The sequence below is a fragment of the Bosea sp. (in: a-proteobacteria) genome (assembly GCA_023910605.1).
Classification (GTDB): domain Bacteria; phylum Pseudomonadota; class Alphaproteobacteria; order Rhizobiales; family Beijerinckiaceae; genus Allobosea.
Map to the genome: position 1 here is coordinate 1725973 of JAAVVV010000001.1, position 19861 is coordinate 1745833.

Below are 19861 nucleotides of genomic sequence, written 5' to 3' on the forward strand. Positions count from 1 at the left end.
TCACGATGCGCTCCCGACATTGTTCGCGTGAGACCCGCCGCCGCGGCGCAGGCCGGAGTTCGGCAGCATGGCGAGGCGCATGGCCAGCCACAAGGCAAGGCCAAGCGGCCCGAACAGCAATGTGGCCGGCAGGAGCGGCAGCACCAGCCAGCGGGATACGCCATGGGCTTCGGCATCGCGCGCAATCCAGGCGCCAAGAAACAGGTCGAAAGCCAGATAGTGCACCCAGCCCGCGAGCAGCATCCAGCGCGATCCGAAAAGGGCCGCAACCTCTGCAAGCGAGCCGAACCCGCCCTGTGCGGAAGACCAGTACGCTCCGATGATCGCCACATAGCCGACGGACAGCAGCCCGGGCACTGCAAGCCCGGCGATGACATCCCGTCCCATGCGCCAGCGCAGAAGGATGGAAGCGGTCAGCACCAGCCAGCCTGACATGGCCAGTATGCTGGCATGGCGGAACAGGTCGTCAGGCTGCATGGCGCGATCCTCATCTTGTCGGCGACAAGATGCATGGCGCGATCCTCATCTTGTCGGAGACAAGATGCAGGGCGCTTTCGTTCTTGTCAATGACAAGATGGCCGTGAAGGCGCTAAGGAGGAGCCCGCCAGGCCGATGGCCGTACAGGAGACGAGACCATGACGCAGCAACCGCAAAAGCCGGAGCGGTATCATCATGGCAATCTGCGGGTGTCACTGATCGGGGCCGGCCGCACGATTCTCGAGGAAGGCGGTCTCGGCGCCCTGAGTCTGCGGGCGGTGGCCCGGCGTGCGGGAGTCTCCCACGCAGCGCCGGCGCATCACTTCGCATCGCTTGGGCTGTTCCTGTCGGCCTGCGCCGCATCCGGCTTTGCCGAATTCTCCGAAGCCTTGCTGGCTGCGCGCGCTCGCGGGCACACTCCTGCGCTGGCCATGGCCGAGATGGGCCGGGCCTATCTCGCCTTTGCGAGGGCGCATCCGGCGCTCTTCCGGCTGATGTTCAACCATGACGCGATCGCGCAGCGGACGGCCGAACATGCCGAGGAGGGCGCAAGGGCTTACCAGATCCTGGTCGACGCCGTGCGTGCGCTGGATGAGCGCGTGGATGACGAGACGCTTGAGTTTCGCACCCTTGCAATCTGGTCCCTGGCGCATGGTCATGCCGATCTGATGCTGGAGCGGCAGGTCGGCGCGCGTTGCGATGCACCGGATCAGGTTCTGCCGATGGCTCAGCAGCAGGTGGCCCGCGCGCTGTTGGTGCTGATGCGCGGATTTGATGCCTCTTCATGAAAACGCCCGGCCTGATGGCCGGGCGTGATCTGTCATTCGGGCACGGAAGTGCGGCCTGAAATCTGGATCAGGGACGCGGAGGCGTGGCGCTGGTGCCCGTGCCTGTGCTCGTGCCTGTGCCGCTGCCAGTGCCGGTCATGCCGGTCGAGCCGGTTGTACCGACCCTGCGCGTCCCTTCGGCGTCGAAGGCGGGAGCGCTTTCGAGGTCGGCGCGGGTCATGCCGCGCAGCACGATGCGGTCAGGGTGGAGCGTGCCATGCGCGGCCATGCCCGTGGTCCCCGTGACGCCGATCCCCGTGACGCCGGGCGTCGTGCCCGTCCCGGTCGCGCGGGTGCCCGTCGTCGCGGCGCTCTGGATTTCCAGCGCCTCGAACGGCACCGCGACATCCTTCTGGCCGATGCCGAGGAAGCCGCCGACGCCGACCACGACGGCCACGACGCGACCGTCGCGTCCGATCAGCAGGTCATTGATGTCGCCGATGTTCTCATTGTTCATGCCGTAGACATTCGTGCCGGTGAGGTCCGAGCCGAGCATCTGCCCCGGCTGCGGCGTGGCCACGGCCTGCATGGCGGCGCGTGCGCCCTGCTGGACGCCCCCGGTTGCGCCCATGGGCTGCTGGGTCTGCATATTGGTGTTCGGCTGCGTCGTCGGCGCGCCGGTCGTCTGGGCCGCGACGGGCGCGACAAGGGCAGCGCTCAGCAGCAACGCTGCAAAACTGACATGGGTTTTCATGGATGATCCTCCATTTGCGATTGAAAAGACTGAGTGCTGAATCAACGGGTTGGGAACGCGATGGTTCCGCTCGCGGATGCCTTGCCAGCCCTGTCAGCCCTGCCCTGCCGCGCTCCAGCCGCAAATGGACAGGCCCGTCGGAGCGGGCCGTTCCTGCATGACCTGAGAATGAGCCGATCAGCCGCGCGAGATGGAGCCTGCCGCGCGCGCACTGGCGCCTTCGCCGGCCGTGGCGCCGGCGCCGCTGCCGGCATTGCCGATGCGGGCCGTGCCCTGCCGGGTGCTGCCGCTGCGCTTCCAGAGCCGGTAGATGACATAGCCAAGGCCGCCCAGAAGCAGCCTCGACCTGAGCCACGAGCCAAGGCCCCTGCGATTGTCGTGATCGTAGTGCTGTCCGTGATGCATCCGATCCTCCTGTATGGCGATTGCCCGAAAACAATCACCGCAGACAGCGATTGTTCCGCTGCTGCGACAGGGTGACAGAGGCCGTGCGGCGATGCCTCAGCCAGGCACGAGGCTCAGCCTCAAGCCGCCCAGTCGCGCGAAGGCGCGGGTCCGGCAGGTGAGGATGATGACCTGCTGCTGGCGGCCCGCGCGCGCCAGCGCATCGAACATGCGCTCGATACGGTCGTCGTCGGCAAAGACGAGCGCATCATCGAGCACGATCGGCACGCTCTGCCCGCGCTCGGCCAGCATGGAGCCCATGGCGAGGCGGGTCAGCACGGCGATCTGTTCCTTCGTGCCGTCCGAGAGCAGGTCGATGCTCTGCGCGCCAAGCCCGGCGCGATTCAGCGCATGGACGCGGAAGCCGTCGCCCAGTTCAGGTTCCGCCGCCGCAAAGACATCGGCCAGATAAGGCTTGAGATGGCGCTTGATCGGCGCGTTGAGCCGCTCGCGCTGTTCGGCGTGGCAGCGCGCGACGGTGTCGTGCAGAAGTTGCAGCATACGCACCCGCCGCTGATGCCGCTCGGTCTCGCGCTGCCACAGCGCAAGCTCATCGGTCATCATGGCTGCGCGTTCGCCAAGACCCTCGGCGCCGGCGTTCTGTATCTGGCCTTCGAGATTGGCGATCACGAGGTCGAGTTCGCCAATCCGCCCGCGCTGCTGCGCCAGCGCAGAGCGCAGCCGCACGCAGCGATTGTCCAGCCGCTCGATCTCGGCCGGGTCAGGCGTCTTGCTGCGCAGGGTCGCAAGGGCCTCGGCGGCGGCGCCTTTGGCCAGCCGTGCCTGCGCCAACCCGGCCTCGCACTGCGCCATGATCGCGTGGCGCCCAGCGTCCGGCAGCAGCGCGAGGTCCTGGTCGAGCGATCGCGCCCCCTCGGCGCGCTCGGCGTCGAGGCGGCCCAGCTCCTGCGCCAGGATCTTGAGGATGTCGTTGGCGCCGTCCTTGACAGCATCCAGCCGCACGCGGGCCGCGCGGGCCTCGTCTTGCCTCGCCTCGGCCAGCGCCACGTGCTGCTCCAGGCTGGCGAGGTCCGGGAGTGCATCGAGGCCTGCTTCCGCCAGCGTCCGGGCCGCCAGCCGGTCCGCAGCCGCAAGCTCGCCGTCGATCCGCGCCAGCTCGGCTGAGAGAGCGGCAGGGGAGGCGCCCAGCGCCTTGAGTGCCGTGGCGATGGCTTGCCTCTCGCCTTCGACCTCGCGCCGCGCCTCGTGCGCCCGGCGCAATTCCCCGGCGGATGCAAGCCCGCAGCGCGCCAGCAGCGCCTCGAGCTGCGAACCCCGCGCCTGCCGCGCCTCCATCTGCTCGGCTCCATAGCCTGCCGGCGGAACCACGCTGATGCGCGCGAGGTCGCCCACCTGGATCTCGATCGGCGCCGTCACCGGCTGCGAGAGCGCCTGCGTGATCGTCGCGCCATCCAGCGTCACCTGCCCTGCGCCCGAGGTCAGCATCTCGATGCCCAGCCGCGCGGCTCCGGCCTTGAGCCGCGCCTCGGCGAGATCGATGTCCCGTTCCAGCGCGTCGAGTTCGCGCACCGCCTCGGCGCTTGCGGCGTTGTCGGCGAGCGCGGCATCGGCGCTCGAAAGGCGCTGCCCCAAATCGGCGAGCGTGGTCCGGCGTTGGGAGAGCGCGCTGCGGTTTGTCGCGCTGGCGATGGCGGCGCGAAAGCCGTGCGCCATCCGCAGCTTCGCGTCATCGGCAGCGCCCGCCCTGGCCAGCGCATCGATTTCGGCCTGGGCGCTGGCCTGCCGGTCCAGCGCCTCCCGTTCCTCCCGGGCGATGGAAGCGAGCCGCCGCGCCAGCGCGTCCTGCCTTTGCCGCGTCTCGTCGATGCGTGCGGCCCTCTCCAGAATCTCATCCCGGCGCCGCTCGGCTGCGGCAAGGATCGCCTGCGCCTGTGCCTCGGCCAGTTCCAGCGGGGCCAGCCGGGCCGCAGCGGCGCGCGCCTCGCCCAGTTCGCGCTCGGCCTCGGCGGCGGATGTCTGCATCTCGGCGAGTTGTGCGGGGTCGGCAACCTTGGCGCGCTCCTGACGCGCCTCCCCAACCTGCGTGATTTGCGCATCCACGGCCGCCAGCCGTCGCTCGATCACGGACAGCTCCGCCGCCGTTGCCTCAACCTGCCCCAGCGCCGCGGCGAGGGGCCCGCCCGCCTTGGCCTTGCCCTTCTCGGTCACGAGCACGCCAAGGTCGCGGGCGAGTTCTGCCTGTAGCACGCGGGCGCGTTCGCCGCCCACCAGCGCGCCCACTTCAGCCTCGATGGCGGCATTCAGGGCTCCGCTGGCGGCATGGGTCGGCTTTGGCGGGTGAAAGGAATCGCCCTGCGCCACCCAGAGCAGCCCGAAGGCTGCGTCATCGACCGAGCGGCCCGAGCCGGGCGCGATGCCGAGCAGGCTCCAAACGCTTTCATCTGCCTCGCTGCCGCGGGCGATCTCCAACCCGTCGCGGCTGAGCGAGGCCGATGCGCCGCGCAGGAAGGATTTGCGGATCTGGTAGGCATGGACTCCCAGCGAAAAGCCGAGCGTGACGATCAAGGACAGCGACAGCCCGGCGGTGGCCAGTTGCTGCACATGAAACGCCTTTGTGCTGTGGCGCTCGAACAGGCAGATACGCAGGGCGCGGAACAGCGTCGACTTGCCGGCCTCATTGGGCTCGCACAGCACGTTCACGCCGTCGCCAAAGCCCTGGACCGACATGCGGCCGTTGAAGCGACCCGCGCCCTCCACCGTAAGATGCGTGATCTTCACGGCGCGGCCTCCCTGGCGCCACGCCCCGCGCTGCGCGTGTAAAGCTCCACCAGCGCCTCCTCAGCGAGCCGGCGTGCATCCGCATCCAGCGCGCCATCCTGCGCCATGGCGAGCAGCTGGTCCGTGCTCCGGCGCAGAACGCCGTCGAAGTCGATGGCCTCGAGATCGGCAAGGCTCGGCTTTGCCGATAGCCCCCTGCGCTCCACGTCGAGCCAGAGCATCGCGGCCTGCAACCCGTCCAGGCTGTCCTGCAGCGCCGCATGCGCCTCGAGCGGCAGCGCGCCTTCAAGGTCGAGCCGCATCACCATGCTGCTCAGCCCCGTCATGCCCCGGATCTGCCGATCGAGGTCAGGGATGGCCGCAGGATCGTCGAGCCGGCGGCTCTGGCGCATCCAGCGGTGCCTGCCGACCACGCGGCGCTCGACCTGCGGCGTCGCGCCGGGGCCTTCGATGCTCACGATCAGGGCCACGCCCTCCGGCTGGCTGTCGAAACGGTCCGGCTCCGGCGTGCCGGCATAGTGCAGGCGCGGCCCGATCTCGACCGTGCGGTGCCAGTCCCCGAGCGCGAGGTAATCGAGCCCGGCAAGGCGCGGCCGCGCCGCGTCGATCGGATTGCCGGCCTCGCCCTCGGCGCCGAAATCGGTGACCGAGCCATGTGCAAGCCCGATGCGCAGCGCGCCGGCCGGGCTCTCCGCTGCATCCATCCAGACGGTGAGGTCGCGCACCTCGCTCTTGCGCATCAGCGGGGCGGGGAAGAGCACCGCCCCGTCCAGACTGAAGGGCTGCGGCGCGAGATGCGTGACGACGTTACCCGGCAGGCCAAGGTCCTGCACGCAGTCCCAGAGGCCGCGCGGGCGGTGCGGATCGTGATTGCCCGGGATGAGATGCCAGCGCACGGACGGATGCTGGCGCATGCGTTCGAGCGGCTCGCGCAGCGTGCGCGGCAACGGAGCTTCGTGGTCATAGATGTCGCCGGCGACAAGCACGTCGCTCACGCCCTCGGCCCGCGCCAGCGCCCCGATCGCGCTGATGCAGTCGAGCCGCGCCTGCTGCAGCACCGGCTCCTTCTCGCCGAACAGGCGGAACACCTTGCCGATTTGCCAGTCGGCCGTGTGGATGAACCGCATCATCGATTCGCCGTCCCTGATCGCCCCGCAGTAATCTTAGCGATCTGCGGCTTGCGAGGCGATACGGTATCGGCAGGACATCGGGTCGGCGACGTCGTGGCGCGCTGCGCTGGGCGGCAGCCCGCTCCCGTCACGCTTCGGCGTCCCGGCCCGGCTATCGGTTGCGCCGGCAGTGGTCACGGCGCCGTGATGGAAGGGCGCGTCCGGGCCTTCCCTGTCGGAACCAATCAGGTCGCCCGGCATTGAACGCCCATCATGTTCAAAAGCTTCTTCCAGGGCGGGTTCGAGTGCTCGACGCATCGTCGTGACGATGGCGTGCGCCTCGACATCATCGCCGCCACCCGCCACGATGTGATGGCGGCGCAGGACTATGCGCTGCTGCACGGGCTAGGCGTGTACACGGTTCGCGATGGCGCGCGCTGGCATCTGATCGAGGGCGCGCCCGGTCATTATGACTGGTCGAGCCTGCTGCCCATGCTGGACGCGGCCAGGCTGACCCGCACCGAGGTGATCTGGGACCTGCTGCACTATGGCTGGCCGGACCATCTCGACATCTGGTCGAGCGCCTTCGTGGACCGGTTCGCGGCCTTCGCCGGCGCGCTCGCCCGGCTCGTTCGCGATCGCGGCGACGAGGTTCCGTGGTACTGCCCGGTCAACGAGATTTCCTTCATGTCATGGGCGGGAGGGGACTTCGCCATCTTCAACCCGTGCGCGCGCGGGCGGGGCGACGAACTCAAGCGCCAGCTGGTTCGTGCGGCCATCGCGGCCATGGATGCGATCTGGGCGGTCGATCCGCGCGCCCGCTTCGTCCACGCCGATCCGCTGATCCATGTCCATCCCGTGCCGGGAAGCTCGTCGACGCAGGGCCGCGCCCGCCGCCACACCCGCGCGCAGTACCAGGCCTGGGACATGATGTCCGGCCGCTCCTGGCCCGGGCTTGGCGGCAAGCCGGAATATCTCGATGTGCTGGGCGTGAACTACTATTGCCACAACCAGTGGGTGGTGGGGGCGGGCCCGCTGGACTGGCAGGGCAGCGACAGCCGCTTCATCCCCTTGCGCGACCTGCTGGCGCGAGCCCATCGCCGCTACGGACGGCCCATGTTCATCGCGGAAACCGGGATCGAGGCCGGGCTGAGGCCGCAATGGTTCGACTATGTCTGCGGCGAGGTCTTCGCAAGCATGGAGGCGGGGGTCCCGATCGGCGGAATCTGCCTCTATCCCATCATGAACCATCCCGGCTGGGATGATGATCGCCACTGCCCCAACGGCCTGATCGACTACGACCGCCGCAGCTTCCGCCGTTCCGTCCATGCGCCGTTGGCCGAGGCGCTGTTTCGCCAGCGGGATCTCCGCGCCGGGCTGCGACGAAGCGCCTGAACACACCCCCCCTGATGAAAGCCTCAACGGATCGCTCCGTTCAGGCTTTTGCATGTCAGGCCCCAACTCAGGCCGTCATCGGGCCGTTCACACGGCGGCAAGGCGCGGGCTGTCGCCAAGCTTGGCCGGCACATCCTCCTGGATGCGGCGGAAGGTGGCCAGCGCCTGACCCACCACCTGGTCCATGTTGTAGTAGCGATAGCTCGCCAGCCGGCCCACGAACCATGTGTCCACCTCAGCCAGCGCCAGCGCCTCATAGCGCTTGTAGAGAGCCTGGTTCTCCGCGCGGGGCACCGGATAATAGGGGTCGCCCTCGTCGGTGGGATATTCGCGGGTGATGGTTGTCTTCGGGTGCTCTTGGCCCGTGAGGTGCTTGTACTCCGAGATGCGCGTGAAGGCTTCCGTCTGCGGATAATTCACGGTGCCCACCGGCTGGTGTTGGGCCATGTCCAGCGTCTCGTGCTCGAAGCGCAGCGAGCGGTAGGGCAGCTTGCCGAAGCGGTGTCCGTAGAATTCGTCGATCGGCCCGGTGTAGATCAGCCGCTTGTGCGGGATGATGTCCCGGACCTGGCGATAATCGCTCTGGAGCATAACCTTGATGTTGGGGTGATCCAGCATCTTCTGGAACATGCGCGTGTAGCCATGCAGCGGCATGCACTGGAACGTGTCCGTGAAGTAGCGGTCATCCCGGTTGGTGCGGGTCGGCACCCGCGCCGTCACCGATTTGTCGAGCTGCGAGGGATCGAGCCCCCACTGCTTGCGCGTGTAGCCCTGGAAGAACTTCTCATAGAGATCGCGGCCGATGGCCGAGACCACGACGTCTTCCGATGTCCGCACCTCTGCCACAGGCTCCGCCCGCGAAGCGAAGAAGCTGATCAATTCCTCCGGGGTGAGCGAGAGCCCGTAAAGCGCGTTCACCGTGTCGAGATTGATCGGCATCGGCACGCGCTTGCCGTCCACCTCGGCCAGCACACGATGCTCATAGGGCCTCCAGGCGGTGAACCGGGACAGATACTTCACGATCGGGTCGGCGTTGGTGTGGAAGATGTGCGGGCCGTACTGATGCATCAGGATGCCTGCGTCGTCATGACGATCGAAGGCATTGCCAGCGATATGCTTGCGCCGGTCGATGATCAGCACGGTTTCGTTGCGTTCGCAGGCGATGCGTTCAGCCAGCACGCTGCCCGCGAAGCCCGCTCCGACGATGAGCCAGTCGAACATCGGCCTATTCCTTCCCGGCGGCCGATGCCGCCCGCGCGCGCAGCCTTGAATCGCCCGCCCAGGCTCGGGGCGCGGGGCTGAGCGCCACTCCCGGCCCGCCGCCGCCCGCCGCTGCGGGGCCTGCGCTGGCCCGTCCCTGCGAAGCCTGGATCGCGCTCGCCTTGCCCACGACCTGGGCGGCCGGGGCCGCCTTGAGCATCAGCGTGTCGTGGATGAGCCTGTCCACGCGCTGCCAGCTCTTGTCCCAGGAATTGTTCGCCAGCATCGCATCGACCCTGGCGAGCCACTCTCCGCGCGGCCGCTCCAGCAGCGACGCGGCCTGCGCCACGAAGTCCTCCGCGCCGGAGGCGATCTCCACCACTCCGGCATCGCCATAGGGCGACACCACGTCGGTGATCGGCGTCGAGACCACGGGAAGCCCGGCCGCGAGAAATTCCGGCGTCTTCGTCGGGCTGATGAACCGGGTCGATTCATTGATGGCGAAGGGCATGATGCCCACGTCCCAGTTGCCGAGATAGCGCGGCAAATCCGGATAGCTCTTGCTGCCCAGCCAGTGGATGTTGGCCGCCTGCGGCAAGCTTTCCGGGTCGATCTTCACCACCGGGCCGATCATGATGAAGGACAGGTCCGGCCTCAGCGCCGCCGCCTCGCCGAGCAGTTCGGCGTCGAAGCGCTCGTCGATCACGCCGAAGAAGCCGAGGCGCGGATGGGGGATGTCGCGCTGGTCGGCCGGATCATCCGGCTTGGCCCGTGCCCTGTCGAAATGCGCCGTGTCGATGCTGCTGGGAAGCAGCGTAACGGACTGGTGCTGGCGGCGCTTGGCCTGATAGAGCGTGCGCCCGCCTGCCAGCACGAAATCGGCCCTGGCGAAGAGCCTGCGCTCCCACAAGGTCAGATCGGGAGCCGCGCCGCGGAAGGCCGACAGCTCGTCCATGCAGTCATAGAGACACGCCGGCGCTTCGATGTGCGCGCTGAAGGACAGCGCCATCGGCGAGTAATACCACAGCACCTGGGGCTTCCCTTCGGCCTCCACCAACTCGCTCATCAGCTCACGCTGCAGGCGCATGACCTCGGTCGGGGTATGGCCAGGCGGCAGATGCGGCACGGCGACCGTAATTCCGCCATCGCGCGGGGACAGCACCAGCCTGGGCGCGGGCACGTCCACGAAGATCGGCTCTTCAACGAAGATCACGCGGAAGGACTGCGCGGCGCGCGTGAGCAGATGCTGGGGCCGCTGGAACACGAAATCCCAACGCAGATGCGACAGGCACAGCAACAGCGGCCTTTCCACGCCACGCTCAGTCGTCGGGCCGTGTTCGCGAAGGGGCGTCGCGGGCGAATTCGGGGTCGTCTGCATGGCGCTGTCTCCGCGATGCCTGCGGCATGCGGATTCGTGCCGGGCGCGCCGGCGCCCTTGCAGAGAACATCATGAAGCAGGCGGGTTATGGAAAGGGGTTTGTCCGGGAATAACCGCGAGGGCGGGTTTTTGTTCCAATACCCCGTCAAATCACGCCAAACCGGCGTGCCCGGCGGACAGGTTGCGCCGAAACGCTGCGTTGTCGCGAGAAATTGCGCTGGCGGGCTCATCGGCGCCTGCGCAATCCTCAAGCTCCGCACCGATCTGCCGCTCGATCGCGTGAATTTCGCAGGTGGCCGGCAGCAACATCAGGCGCGATCGGGAATTGCGCGCGCGCCATCGCGCCTGAGCCTCCGCGCTGTCGAACAGGCGCGCATGAGCGACGACAAGCGCCGCATCGAATCCGTCGCGCATCAGCCAATCCGCAGCCTCGAGGCTGTCCACGCACAGATAATTGGAAGCGCCGTACCGCAGCAGCACCGCTTCAAGCAGCGCGACTGGCAGGGCATGGCCGATGAGCAGGACCCGTGTGCCGACAGGCACCCGTGGGGCGCTGGGGAAGGTCTTGAGCTGTGTCATGCGACTTTAACCACGCCCGCCGAGCATTTGTTCCGAAGCGCGTGACGTCAGCGCGGACCAGGCAGACGGTTGCGCCTGGAGCGGGAGCTTGCCCACGGATCGGCGCGCCGCGCGAGCCTGGACGGATCGAATCGGCCGATCACACCGGGCATCCGCCGCCGGCGTGCCCGCCAGCTCCTCCCGGCTGAAGGGCATCGCGATGCAAGCGATTGCGAGTTGACGATCGAGTGTGCCGCTCAGTCGGAGGAGACGCTCCTCGCCGCGAGGCCAAGCGCCACGCCGATGCCGAGCAGCGCCACCACGGCGGTCAGCGGCCGCTCGCGCAGCTGCTGGCTCGCGCTGGCGAGCGCCCAGTCGACCTGGCGGGACATGGCGTCAGCGCCGTGATGGGCCACGTCGCGCGCGTCGCCAAGCCGGTGGTAGGCCTGGTCGCTCCAGCTTTCGCGATGGCCGGAGGGCCACAGGCTCGCGGGCCAGTTCGAGGAGGAGGATCTGCCGGAGGCCGGCCACCAGCTCGATGCGGACGAACCGTTGGAACCCGGCCACCAGCTGGAGCCGGCATTGGCGCGCGGCGTCATCGAGCGCAGGTTCGAAGCCAGCGAGGCGATCTCGGCGCGCAGATTGTCGATTTCTTGCCGGGCAATCCGGCTTCGGCGGCGGAACAGGGTCATGGACAGGTCCTTTCAGGGTGGATCGGACGCAAAAGCGCGTCGCTCGTGGCTGAAGAAGGGTTGAGGCGACGCAAAAGCTGTGTGCTGTCAGTGGTGGACGGCGTAGCCCGACAATCGGTCCTGCGCGATGTCGTCATCAGAGGCTTCCAGGTCCTCGTCGGGATCCGGCACGTCGAGCGCATCCTCATCACGGTCGATCAGGGCATAAGGGCCCTCATCGCCCAGGCGCATCTCCTGCACCTCGCTCGGCGTCATCGTGTCATCGTGTCATCGTGCTCCGGCGCCTCGTTGCCGAGCAGGTCGGTGGGCTCGTCGGCGGCTTCGCTGTCCGGCAAGCCACGTTCGCGTTGCATCATGATCTTCTCCTGCCGGAGTCTCATACGCCGAAGTCGAGCGTCAGTTCCCAGACGCCCGCTGCAAGGTTGAGATGTCTGACGCTCTGGATGAGGATCGGGCGCAGCGTCAGCCCGCCATTGCCCATCAGAGGCGCCGGAGCCGTGGCGAGGTTCAACTCCGCCGGGGTCGCTGTCAGCCGAAAGCGTCCGGCCAGTGCGCCGCGTTCGATGTCCGGCTCGCGGGACATCACATACCAGCTCAGCGTGGCGCGGCCCGGTTCACCCTCCGCCGACTCCATGCGGTCCACCCTGGCGCTATAGGCCTCGGCAGGGCCTCTCAGGGGCCTGAAGTGGCACTGCATGGCGCTCATGGCGGGAAGTCCCGGTGAGGCGCCAAGCGGCAGGGGGCACACCAGGGTCCCTACAGTCCAGGCTTCCTCGGCGCGCGACGCGGCGGCCGGCGCGGCAAGAGCGACGCCGACAGCGAACAGATGAGCCGATCGGACCACGAAACGCAGATTGTGCTTGATCATGCTCGCCAGTCCCCCTTTTGCCCCCGCCAACCCAAGGACCGGGTGGCGCTCGAACAGGCATAACGCTGGGTAAGGTGGAAGGTTCCCGGCACAGTGAGACGGTTTATTCGAGGTGGAGGGCCTGAGCCTGAGCATCAATGCCGGCGAGACGCTGTGCATCGTGGGTGAGTCGGGTTTCCGGCAAGTCCACCGTCGCGCGCTGCTGCCTGAGGCTGATCGAGCCTGATGCCGGCGCCATCCGCATCGGCGATCTCTGCTTGCGCGAGCTGTCGCCACGGGCGTTCCGGCCGAACCGCAAACGCATCCCGATGGTGTTTCAGGACCCCTTCGCCTCGCTCAAACCCGCGGCCCACCGTGGGGCGCATCATCGCGCAGGGTCCGATGGCGCATGGCGAGGCGAAGCCCCGCGCCAGCAGGTCGCTTTCCGCACGAGTTCTCGGGCGGCCAGCGCCAGAGCATCGGCATCGCCCGCGCCCTTGCGCTGGACCCCGACATCCTCATCGCGGACGAGCCCGTTTCCGCGCTCGATGTCTCCGTGCAGACCCAGATCCTCGATCTCATCCGCGAGCTTCAGGGCCAGCTTGGGCTTGCCATCCTGTTCGCCACCCATGATCTTGGGGTCGCAGCCCAGCTCTGCCACCGGGTCGCGGTGATGCAGAAGGGCGAAATCGTGGAGATGGGCGAGGCGGCGGCTCTCTTCGCCGCTCCCTGCACGCCTTCACGCAGCCGTTCTTCGCGGCGGTCCCTGACCGCAGCTTTTTCCAGCGGGCTTGATACCATGACATCGGATTCCATTCTCGACTCTGCGCTCGCCGCGCGCATCAAGGCCTCGGTTGCGGAAGGGTTCGATGCGCAGATCGAGCTGACGAAGGCGTTGATGCGCTTTCCCTCGCAGCGCGGGGCCGAGCATGCTGTGCAGGATTTCGTCTTTCGCGAAATGCGCCGGCGCGGCCTGTCCATGGACCGGTTCGAGATGGACGAGGCCGCGCTTGGCCGCCATCCCGGCGGCGGCCCCTTCTCGCCAGATCACTCTCGCGCTCCGATCGTGGTCGGCATCCATCGCCCTCGCGATGAGAAGGGCCGTTCGCTCATCCTGCAGGGCCATGTCGATGTCGTGCCGGAAGGCCCGCACGACATGTGGACGAGCCCGCCCTATGAGCCGCGCATCGAGGGGGATTGGCTCTACGGGCGCGGCGGCGCCGACATGAAGGCCGGCCATGCCGCAAGCTTCGCCTGTCTCGATGCGCTGGCGCGCCTTGGCCTCCAGCCGGCAGCGACGGTTTATTTCCAGTCGGTCGTCGAGGAGGAGTCGACCGGCAATGGCGCGCTTATGACTCATTTGCGCGGCTACACGGCCGATGCGGCGTTGATCCCCGAGCCCGAGGACGAGAAGCTGGTGCGCGCCAATGTCGGCGTGCTCTGGTTCGAGATCGAGGTTCGGGGCCAGCCGGCCCATGTCCGCGAAATGGGCTCCGGCGCCAACGCCATCGACGCAGCTTACCGCGTCATCGGCGATTTGCGCCGGCTTGAAGCCGAGATCAACGCGCGCAAGGCTGGCCGCGAGCATTTCGCGGAGCATGACCATCCGATCAACCTCAACATCGGCAAGATCGAGGGCGGCGACTGGGGCTCTTCCGTGCCGTGCTGGTGCAAGGTGCAGTGCCGCCTCGCCATCTATCCCGGCGTCTCGGCAGCGGAAGCGGCGCGCGAGGTCGAGGCCTGGGTCGCCGCCTTCGCACGGTCCGACCGCTACCTCGCCAACAACCCGCCCAGGGTCACGTTCAACGGGTTCTTCTCGGAGGGCTACGTGCTCGATCCCGGCTCGGATGCGGAATCCGTGCTGGGCCGCGCCCATCGCGAGGCCACCGGCCGCAAGCTCGAAACCGTCATGACCGCAGGCTATCTCGATACCCGCGTCTACGCCTTGTATGACCGCATTCCGGCTCTGTGCTACGGGCCGATCTCGCGGAACATCCACGCCTTCGACGAGGCGGTCAGCGTTGAATCGCTGCGCCGCATCACCACCGCCATGGCGCTGTTCGTTGCCGAATGGTGCGGCGTCGAGGCGGTTGCGCCATGAGCGCCCTCCCGCAAGCGGGCAGCTGACCGCGCGCCAAGCGTTCGATTCTGAAGTCGCGGCGGCGGCGCCGGGCGATCCGGTCCTGCCGATCCGGTCCTGCCGATCCGGTCCTGCCGATCCGGTCCTGCCGATCCGGTCCTGCCGATCCGGTCCTGGCGATCCGGTCCATCAGAGCCGGCCGCAGACGAAGCGCCTGCGCCTGTCCTTCTCGCCGGGCACGCCCGCCGGGTTTGCCAAGGGCGTGAGCCGCATGGCGGCTGCGTGGCGAGGTTCTACCCGGGTTGACCCGTCACGGGTCTGTGGCCGTCATTGCCGGCGCAGAGTGGGGCGTCAGCGCATCAGCCGTCGCGCGTCCGCCTGGCTCGAAGCGCGACCTGAAACGCTCCTCGATGTCGTCGGGCATGGATGTGTAGGCGATGTCGCCGCCATGGCGGGCCAGCGCGGCGGCCACCTTGTCCGGCGTCAACTCGGCCGCGAGGATGAACAGCGTCGTGGTGTGTCCCGCCAGTCGCTGGCCGATGGTGTTCATGAACTCGTCCGAAATGCCGTAATCCGTGGCATAGCCTGAGAGCGCGCCTGCGGTGGCTCCGACCGCTGCGCCGAGCAGCGGATTGAGGAACAGCAGGCCGATCAGGCTGCCCCACATCGCCCCCGACAAGGCCCCGATGGCCGTGGTGTTGACCGATTGCTCGAGCTTGACCGCGCCATCGGATGTGCGCGTCACGAGCACGGCATCGATGAGCGAGATTGTTGCGCCTTTCTGCATCGCTTGCACGTCCTGAAGTGCGGCCCGGGCACTGGTCGTCGCTGGATAGGTGATGGCGAAAAGCGTCTTCATGGCGGGTCCTCGTGCGTGCTGGCCGGATCGGTGAAGCTGTTCACTCGCAACGTGCCTGCCATTGCGAAGGTTCCGCCGGGCAGGCGCGGGCGGAACTGCCTTGTGTCCGCTGGCGTTTGCTTCTCATCCGCAAGACTTCCCGCAAAAGGACGCCACGCCCATGACCGGCAATGACAACGAGATCAGGACCGACCGCGAGGCCCGCGACAAGGTCTGGTCGATGATCAAGGACATCCGCATCTGCCTGATGGTCACGCAGGAGGCCGATGGCCAGATGCGCTCGCGTCCCATGGCCGCGCAGCAGGAGGAGTTTGACGGGGAACTGTGGTTCTTCACCGCCGCCGCCAGCGGCAAGGTGCATGACCTCGAACGCAGCGGACGTGTCCTGCTCGGCTATGCCGACACCTCGGGGCAGAATTACGTCTCGATCACTGGCCAGGCCCAGCTGGTGCGCGACCCGGCGGAGATCCGCAGGCGCTGGAGCGAGGCGCTGCGCACCTGGTTTCCCAGGGGGCCGGATGCTTCCGACATCGCCCTCATCCGCGTGAAGGTCGAGGCCGCCGAATACTGGGACAGCGCCTCCTCGACGATGGTCCACGCCTACGGATACATCAAGGCCCGCCTGACAGGCGCGCCGCCAGATCCGGGCGATCACGGCAAGGTCGAGTTCGTGTGAAGACGCGGCGGCCCGGGGATGCGCGGCTTCGCTCGCCGCCTGACGCGGAACCTTCTCCAGTTCGAGGGCGTTGGAAAGGCACCATCATCAACACAGGAGTTCCGCCATGTTCGGCTGGGCCATCACCTTTTTGCTCGTCGCTCTCGTCGCAGCCGTGCTCGGGTTCGGCGGCGTTGCCGGCACGGCCATGTCGGCCGCGCAGATCATCTTCTTCGTCGCGCTCATCGCCTTCGCGATCTCCGCAGTGATGGGCGTGGTGCGCCGCAAGGCCTGACGCCGTCACCATCTTCACCTGAACAAGGGAGTTCGCCATGCGCTGGCTTGGCCTTTTGACTCTGGGTGTGCCGTTGCCGCTGCTCGGCCTGTTGTATGTTCTGGGCTGGTGAGCAACGGGCCCATGATCCTTGAGCGATCAGGCGGCCGGATCTTCGAAAGCTTCAGCCGTCGTCATGCGTCCTGGTTGCAGCGCTGCCGCGCTCAGGCCACCTTGCGGCTGGCCCGGCGGTCGAAGAACAGAGCCTGGCTGATCGCGGCCTTCACGGCGTCGGGCTGGAAGGGCTTGGTGATGAGAAAGGCCGGCTCCGGCTTGTTGCCGGTCAGCAGCCGCTCCGGATAGGCCGTGATGAAGATCACCGGCACGTCGATCGAGGTCAGGATCTCGTTGACCGCTTCAAGGCCGGAGCTGCCGTCGGCAAGCTGGATGTCCGCCAGCACGAGGCCGGGGCGACGCATCCTCACCAACGCGATCGCTTCCTTGTGGGTGCGGGCGATGCCCGTCACGTCATGGCCAAGCTCCTGCACCATCGCTTCGATGTCGAGCGCGATGATGGGCTCGTCCTCGATGATGAGCACGCTGGTCGCCACCTGCTCGGCGATCTCGCGGCCGGCCTGCTCCACAAGCTGCATCGCCTCGATCGGGCGACGGCCAAGGATCAGCGCCACATCTTCGATGCTGAAACCTTCCACGGTGCGAAGCAGGAAGGCCTGTCGCGGCAAGGGCGTCAGCCCATCGAGGTTCATCTCGACCGCGCCGCGATCGATGGGCAGGCGTTCAAGATGGCTGGCCGCAGACCACATCTGCACGAACAGCTTGTAGACCGCGATGCGCCCCGGCAGCTCACTCGGAAACACGGAAGGGTCAGCCACCACCGCCTCCAGCGTCGCCGCGACATAGGCGTCACCGCTATGCTGGGAGCCGGTCAAGGCGCGGGCATAGCGCCTAAGATACGGAAGATACGACGCAATTTCTCGAGCAATGGACATGTTTCACCTGTTTCTGTCTAGTGCCAGCATCGCAAGCATAGAGGTCATTACAAGAAATTTGTTTTTTGAGTTTTGTGGAACCTTCCTGTTTCTGACGGGTTTTGGGGTCGAATGAAGCTCGTCTCCGAGCAGTCGGCGATGATTTTGACGTGCGATGCTATCAGGAATGGGGACAGGGCTTGACCATGACGTGTGAACCGGTGAGCGGCGATGCCGATCGTGTTGGCGACGGCCAACCGAACGGGGCTGTCGAACTTGACGCCAAGATTCAGGAAGCGCTGGGGCGCGCGCTCAAGGCCCATTACGACGATCTGGTGAGCGCTCCCATACCGGACCGCTTCCTCGTTCTTCTGGCCGAACTCGAGGCCAAGGAACGCCGCGATGACTGATAACCGCTCCTCCGTTCTGTTTCGTGAGCGGTTGATTGCGGAGATCCCCAACCTCCGGGCTTTCGCGACATCGCTTTCGGGCTCCGTGCAGCAGGCTGATGACCTTGTGCAGGACACGCTGCTCAAGGCGTGGAGCCATGCGGACAGCTTCATCGAGGGCACCAACATCCGCGCCTGGCTCTTCACCATCCTGCGCAACACCTATTACTCGCTCTACCGGCGTCGTGGCCGCGAGGTGCAGGACACGGACGGCATCTACTCCAGCAAGGTCGCTGTCCCCGGCAACCAGGAAAGCGCGATTGATCTGGCCGACTTCCGCAACGCGCTGGCGAAGCTCCCGGAGGAGCAACGCGAGGTGCTGATCATGGTCGGCGCCACCGGCCTGTCCTATGAGGAGACCGCCGAGATCTGCGGCGTGGCCGTCGGCACGATCAAGAGCCGCGTGAACCGCGCCCGCAACAAGCTCGCCGAAATGCTTGGCATGACCGATGCCGCCGAGGCGCCTGCGGAACGGGCAGGGGAACGGGCAGGGGATGGGGGCAAGGAGCTGCGTGCCGGGACTGGACGAAGGCAACCCACATTGACGCCATGATCGACCTGTCTGGCTTCCAGACCGTTCGCGCGCGCCTGCTGGTCCTGATGGCGTTCGTGGTGATTCCCATCGCCACCATGAGCCTTTTCCTCGCCACGACGAGTTACCGCTCCGTGACGGCGAGCATTGCATCGGCCCAGACCGAAGCGGTTTCCGGTTATGCGGTGAGAGCCAGGCTCTGGTTCCGTGGCTCGTTGCGGAGCCTCGTTTCCGTGGTGCGGAGCGTGCAGGCTCTGGAGCCTGCCAACTCCGCTTGCGACGCCATGCTCAGGAACGTGCTGGTTGGCATCGACGGTTTCGAGGCGATCCGTATCGTGATGGGCGATGGGATCAATTGCCACGCCACGGACAGGTCCGAACTCACGCCCGGGGTCATGGATGCGATCGCTAGCGAAGAGGTCAGGCGCGCTGCGACCACGATCTGGAGCGGGCCTGAGATCGCGCAGGCCCGGTATGGCGCGACGACCATCGATGGCCGGCTGCATCTGGTCGTCCATGCCGTCAATCCATCCAGTGATGAGCGCTCCTGGCGGGCAACGGTGCTGATCGACCCTGCGCTGTTGCAGCAGGCCTTCGCCATCGGCGCCACCGACGGCACGACGGCTGTCGCGCTGATGATGGAGGGCGGGAAGGTGTTGGTCGAGCGCGGGACATCAGGGCAGGACTGGCTGCCTCTTCGCGAAAGCTTCAGCCCGGAGCCGCGAAGGTGGCAGTCGCAGCGGCCGGGGGACAGTTCCTATGTCTATGGCACGCAGATGGTTGCGGAGCCCAACCTCTACGTTCTGGCCCGCTTCGACAACGCGGCCTCCGGCGCGGCCTATCTGCAATTCCTCGTGTTGTGCGTCACGCCATTGCTCACGCTGGTCGTGCTCTTCATCACCTATGCCCGCGTCATCCAGTTCGATGTTGTGCGCTGGATCCGCGGCATCGAGACGGCGGCGCTCGCTCACAAGGTCCATCCCGAGGCTCTCGCCCCGGTCGGGCCTTCGATGCCGCAGGATATCAGGCTCGTGGCCGAAGCCTTCAACGCGATGGTGGAGGATGCCAACCGGCGCGAGGAGGCCCTGCGCCTGACCCTCGACGCCAACCAGTTCCTGATGAAGGAGTTGAATCATCGCGTGAAGAATTCGCTGCAGGTGATTCAAAGCCATCTGGCTCTTTCGCGCCGGCAGCGCGACGCCGGGCACAGGATGCATTTCGTGGAAACCGAGGCGATGGTGCAAGTGCTCTCGGTCGCCTACCGGCTTGCGCTCATCGAAGGGACCATGCGGCCCGTGGCGATCAAGCCCTTCGTCGAGGAGATCATGGATTCGCTGTCCACGTCGCTGCGGCGCGCGGATCAGTGGACGGATGTGCGGGTCGCTGCCGATGCCGGGCTGGTCGTCGACCGGGTGATACCGCTTGGCCTTGGTCTGGTGGAAGCCGTGATCGCCGCCCTTCAGGCAGACGGTGCGCGCAAGGTGATGGCGCAGATCGAAACGCTGGATGATGGCCAGCTGGAACTGGTGGTCACCACCGATGGCGTCTTGAACCCGGCAAATCCGGCGCCGCGCATCGTGATGGGCCTGGCCGGGCAATTGGGCGCTCTGGTGGCCGACCGCGCCCCCGGCGTCGTGATGCACTGGATCTTCCGTCCCTGAGG

21 protein-coding genes and 1 pseudogene are annotated in these 19861 nt (G+C 67.0%); 9 read left to right on the forward strand and 13 right to left on the reverse strand.

The genetic code is table 11. From position 1 onward, the window contains the following. The gene (locus tag HEQ16_08335) at positions 1–477 is read right to left on the reverse strand and encodes a DUF4281 domain-containing protein (GenBank protein MCO4054048.1); all 477 of its coding nucleotides are present in this window, start codon (positions 475–477) and stop codon (positions 1–3) included. A gap of 158 nt (positions 478–635) precedes the next feature. Between HEQ16_08335 and HEQ16_08340 the strand changes: the two genes are divergently transcribed. Beyond that, positions 636–1265, forward strand: coding sequence for a TetR/AcrR family transcriptional regulator (locus tag HEQ16_08340; GenBank protein MCO4054049.1), 630 nt, complete (start codon positions 636–638; stop codon positions 1263–1265). Between the two features lie 67 nt (positions 1266–1332). Here the strand turns inward: HEQ16_08340 and HEQ16_08345 are convergent, their stop codons facing one another. The 4 genes from HEQ16_08345 to HEQ16_08360 all read right to left on the reverse strand — a co-directional run bounded on the left by HEQ16_08345 (position 1333) and on the right by HEQ16_08360 (position 6311). Then, the gene (locus HEQ16_08345; GenBank protein ID MCO4054050.1) at positions 1333–1893 is read right to left on the reverse strand and encodes a PRC-barrel domain containing protein; all 561 of its coding nucleotides are present in this window, start codon (positions 1891–1893) and stop codon (positions 1333–1335) included. Positions 1894–2175: 282 nt separating this feature from the next. Beyond that, complete coding sequence (locus HEQ16_08350) at positions 2176–2403, reverse strand: hypothetical protein (protein ID MCO4054051.1); 228 nt, start codon at positions 2401–2403, stop codon at positions 2176–2178. A gap of 96 nt (positions 2404–2499) precedes the next feature. Next, on the reverse strand, positions 2500–5181 hold the full coding sequence (locus tag HEQ16_08355) for an AAA family ATPase (GenBank protein MCO4054052.1): 2682 nt from the start codon (positions 5179–5181) through the stop codon (positions 2500–2502). Beyond that, positions 5178–6311, reverse strand: coding sequence for a DNA repair exonuclease (locus tag HEQ16_08360; GenBank protein MCO4054053.1), 1134 nt, complete (start codon positions 6309–6311; stop codon positions 5178–5180). The genes HEQ16_08355 and HEQ16_08360 overlap by 4 nt, the downstream gene beginning before the upstream one ends. A gap of 252 nt (positions 6312–6563) precedes the next feature. On the opposite strand from HEQ16_08360, the gene HEQ16_08365 reads away from it, so the two are divergent. Continuing rightward, positions 6564–7685: a beta-glucosidase gene (locus HEQ16_08365; protein MCO4054054.1), complete on the forward strand. Its 1122-nt coding sequence runs from the start codon at positions 6564–6566 to the stop codon at positions 7683–7685. Between the two features lie 87 nt (positions 7686–7772). Here the strand turns inward: HEQ16_08365 and glf are convergent, their stop codons facing one another. From glf to HEQ16_08395, 6 genes are all read right to left on the reverse strand, one after another. Continuing rightward, positions 7773–8906 carry a UDP-galactopyranose mutase gene (gene glf, locus HEQ16_08370; GenBank protein ID MCO4054055.1) on the reverse strand — a complete coding sequence of 378 codons (1134 nt, stop codon included), beginning with the start codon at positions 8904–8906 and terminating at the stop codon, positions 7773–7775. A gap of 4 nt (positions 8907–8910) precedes the next feature. After that, positions 8911–10263 carry a glycosyltransferase family 1 protein gene (locus HEQ16_08375; GenBank protein MCO4054056.1) on the reverse strand — a complete coding sequence of 451 codons (1353 nt, stop codon included), beginning with the start codon at positions 10261–10263 and terminating at the stop codon, positions 8911–8913. Between the two features lie 150 nt (positions 10264–10413). Further along, positions 10414–10842, reverse strand: a complete 429-nt coding sequence (locus tag HEQ16_08380) for a hypothetical protein (GenBank protein MCO4054057.1) — start codon at positions 10840–10842, stop codon at positions 10414–10416. Positions 10843–11078: 236 nt separating this feature from the next. Then, positions 11079–11513: a hypothetical protein gene (locus HEQ16_08385; protein ID MCO4054058.1), complete on the reverse strand. Its 435-nt coding sequence runs from the start codon at positions 11511–11513 to the stop codon at positions 11079–11081. An 87-nt stretch (positions 11514–11600) separates the two neighbouring features. Further along, positions 11601–11768 (reverse strand): hypothetical protein, encoded by a 168-nt coding sequence (locus HEQ16_08390; protein ID MCO4054059.1) that lies wholly within the window; start codon positions 11766–11768, stop codon positions 11601–11603. Positions 11769–11889: 121 nt separating this feature from the next. Beyond that, the gene (locus tag HEQ16_08395) at positions 11890–12381 is read right to left on the reverse strand and encodes a DUF992 domain-containing protein (GenBank protein MCO4054060.1); all 492 of its coding nucleotides are present in this window, start codon (positions 12379–12381) and stop codon (positions 11890–11892) included. A gap of 112 nt (positions 12382–12493) precedes the next feature. On the opposite strand from HEQ16_08395, the pseudogene HEQ16_08400 reads away from it, so the two are divergent. Together HEQ16_08400 and HEQ16_08405 are read left to right on the forward strand one after the other, a co-directional pair. Next, positions 12494–13155, forward strand: a pseudogene (locus HEQ16_08400) (ABC transporter ATP-binding protein). Positions 13156–13159: 4 nt separating this feature from the next. Further along, a complete protein-coding gene (locus HEQ16_08405) occupies positions 13160–14461 on the forward strand; it encodes an ArgE/DapE family deacylase (protein MCO4054061.1) in 1302 nt (433 codons plus the stop codon). 289 nt (positions 14462–14750) lie between these two features. Here the strand turns inward: HEQ16_08405 and HEQ16_08410 are convergent, their stop codons facing one another. Beyond that, complete coding sequence (locus HEQ16_08410) at positions 14751–15299, reverse strand: DUF1269 domain-containing protein (GenBank protein MCO4054062.1); 549 nt, start codon at positions 15297–15299, stop codon at positions 14751–14753. 160 nt (positions 15300–15459) lie between these two features. Between HEQ16_08410 and HEQ16_08415 the strand changes: the two genes are divergently transcribed. After that, positions 15460–15975, forward strand: coding sequence for a pyridoxamine 5'-phosphate oxidase family protein (locus HEQ16_08415; protein MCO4054063.1), 516 nt, complete (start codon positions 15460–15462; stop codon positions 15973–15975). Between the two features lie 106 nt (positions 15976–16081). After that, positions 16082–16249 (forward strand): DUF1328 domain-containing protein, encoded by a 168-nt coding sequence (locus HEQ16_08420; protein ID MCO4054064.1) that lies wholly within the window; start codon positions 16082–16084, stop codon positions 16247–16249. Positions 16250–16452: 203 nt separating this feature from the next. Here the strand turns inward: HEQ16_08420 and HEQ16_08425 are convergent, their stop codons facing one another. Continuing rightward, positions 16453–17238, reverse strand: coding sequence for a response regulator (locus tag HEQ16_08425; GenBank protein ID MCO4054065.1), 786 nt, complete (start codon positions 17236–17238; stop codon positions 16453–16455). A 185-nt stretch (positions 17239–17423) separates the two neighbouring features. On the opposite strand from HEQ16_08425, the gene HEQ16_08430 reads away from it, so the two are divergent. The 3 genes from HEQ16_08430 to HEQ16_08440 are packed head-to-tail and all read left to right on the forward strand — an operon-like array spanning position 17424 to position 19859. Next, positions 17424–17627: a hypothetical protein gene (locus HEQ16_08430; protein MCO4054066.1), complete on the forward strand. Its 204-nt coding sequence runs from the start codon at positions 17424–17426 to the stop codon at positions 17625–17627. Then, positions 17620–18219 carry a sigma-70 family RNA polymerase sigma factor gene (locus tag HEQ16_08435; protein ID MCO4054067.1) on the forward strand — a complete coding sequence of 200 codons (600 nt, stop codon included), beginning with the start codon at positions 17620–17622 and terminating at the stop codon, positions 18217–18219. The genes HEQ16_08430 and HEQ16_08435 overlap by 8 nt, the downstream gene beginning before the upstream one ends. Continuing rightward, positions 18216–19859 (forward strand): sensor histidine kinase, encoded by a 1644-nt coding sequence (locus HEQ16_08440; GenBank protein ID MCO4054068.1) that lies wholly within the window; start codon positions 18216–18218, stop codon positions 19857–19859. Before HEQ16_08435 ends, HEQ16_08440 begins: the two co-directional genes overlap by 4 nt. The last annotated feature ends 2 nt before the right edge of the window (positions 19860–19861 follow it).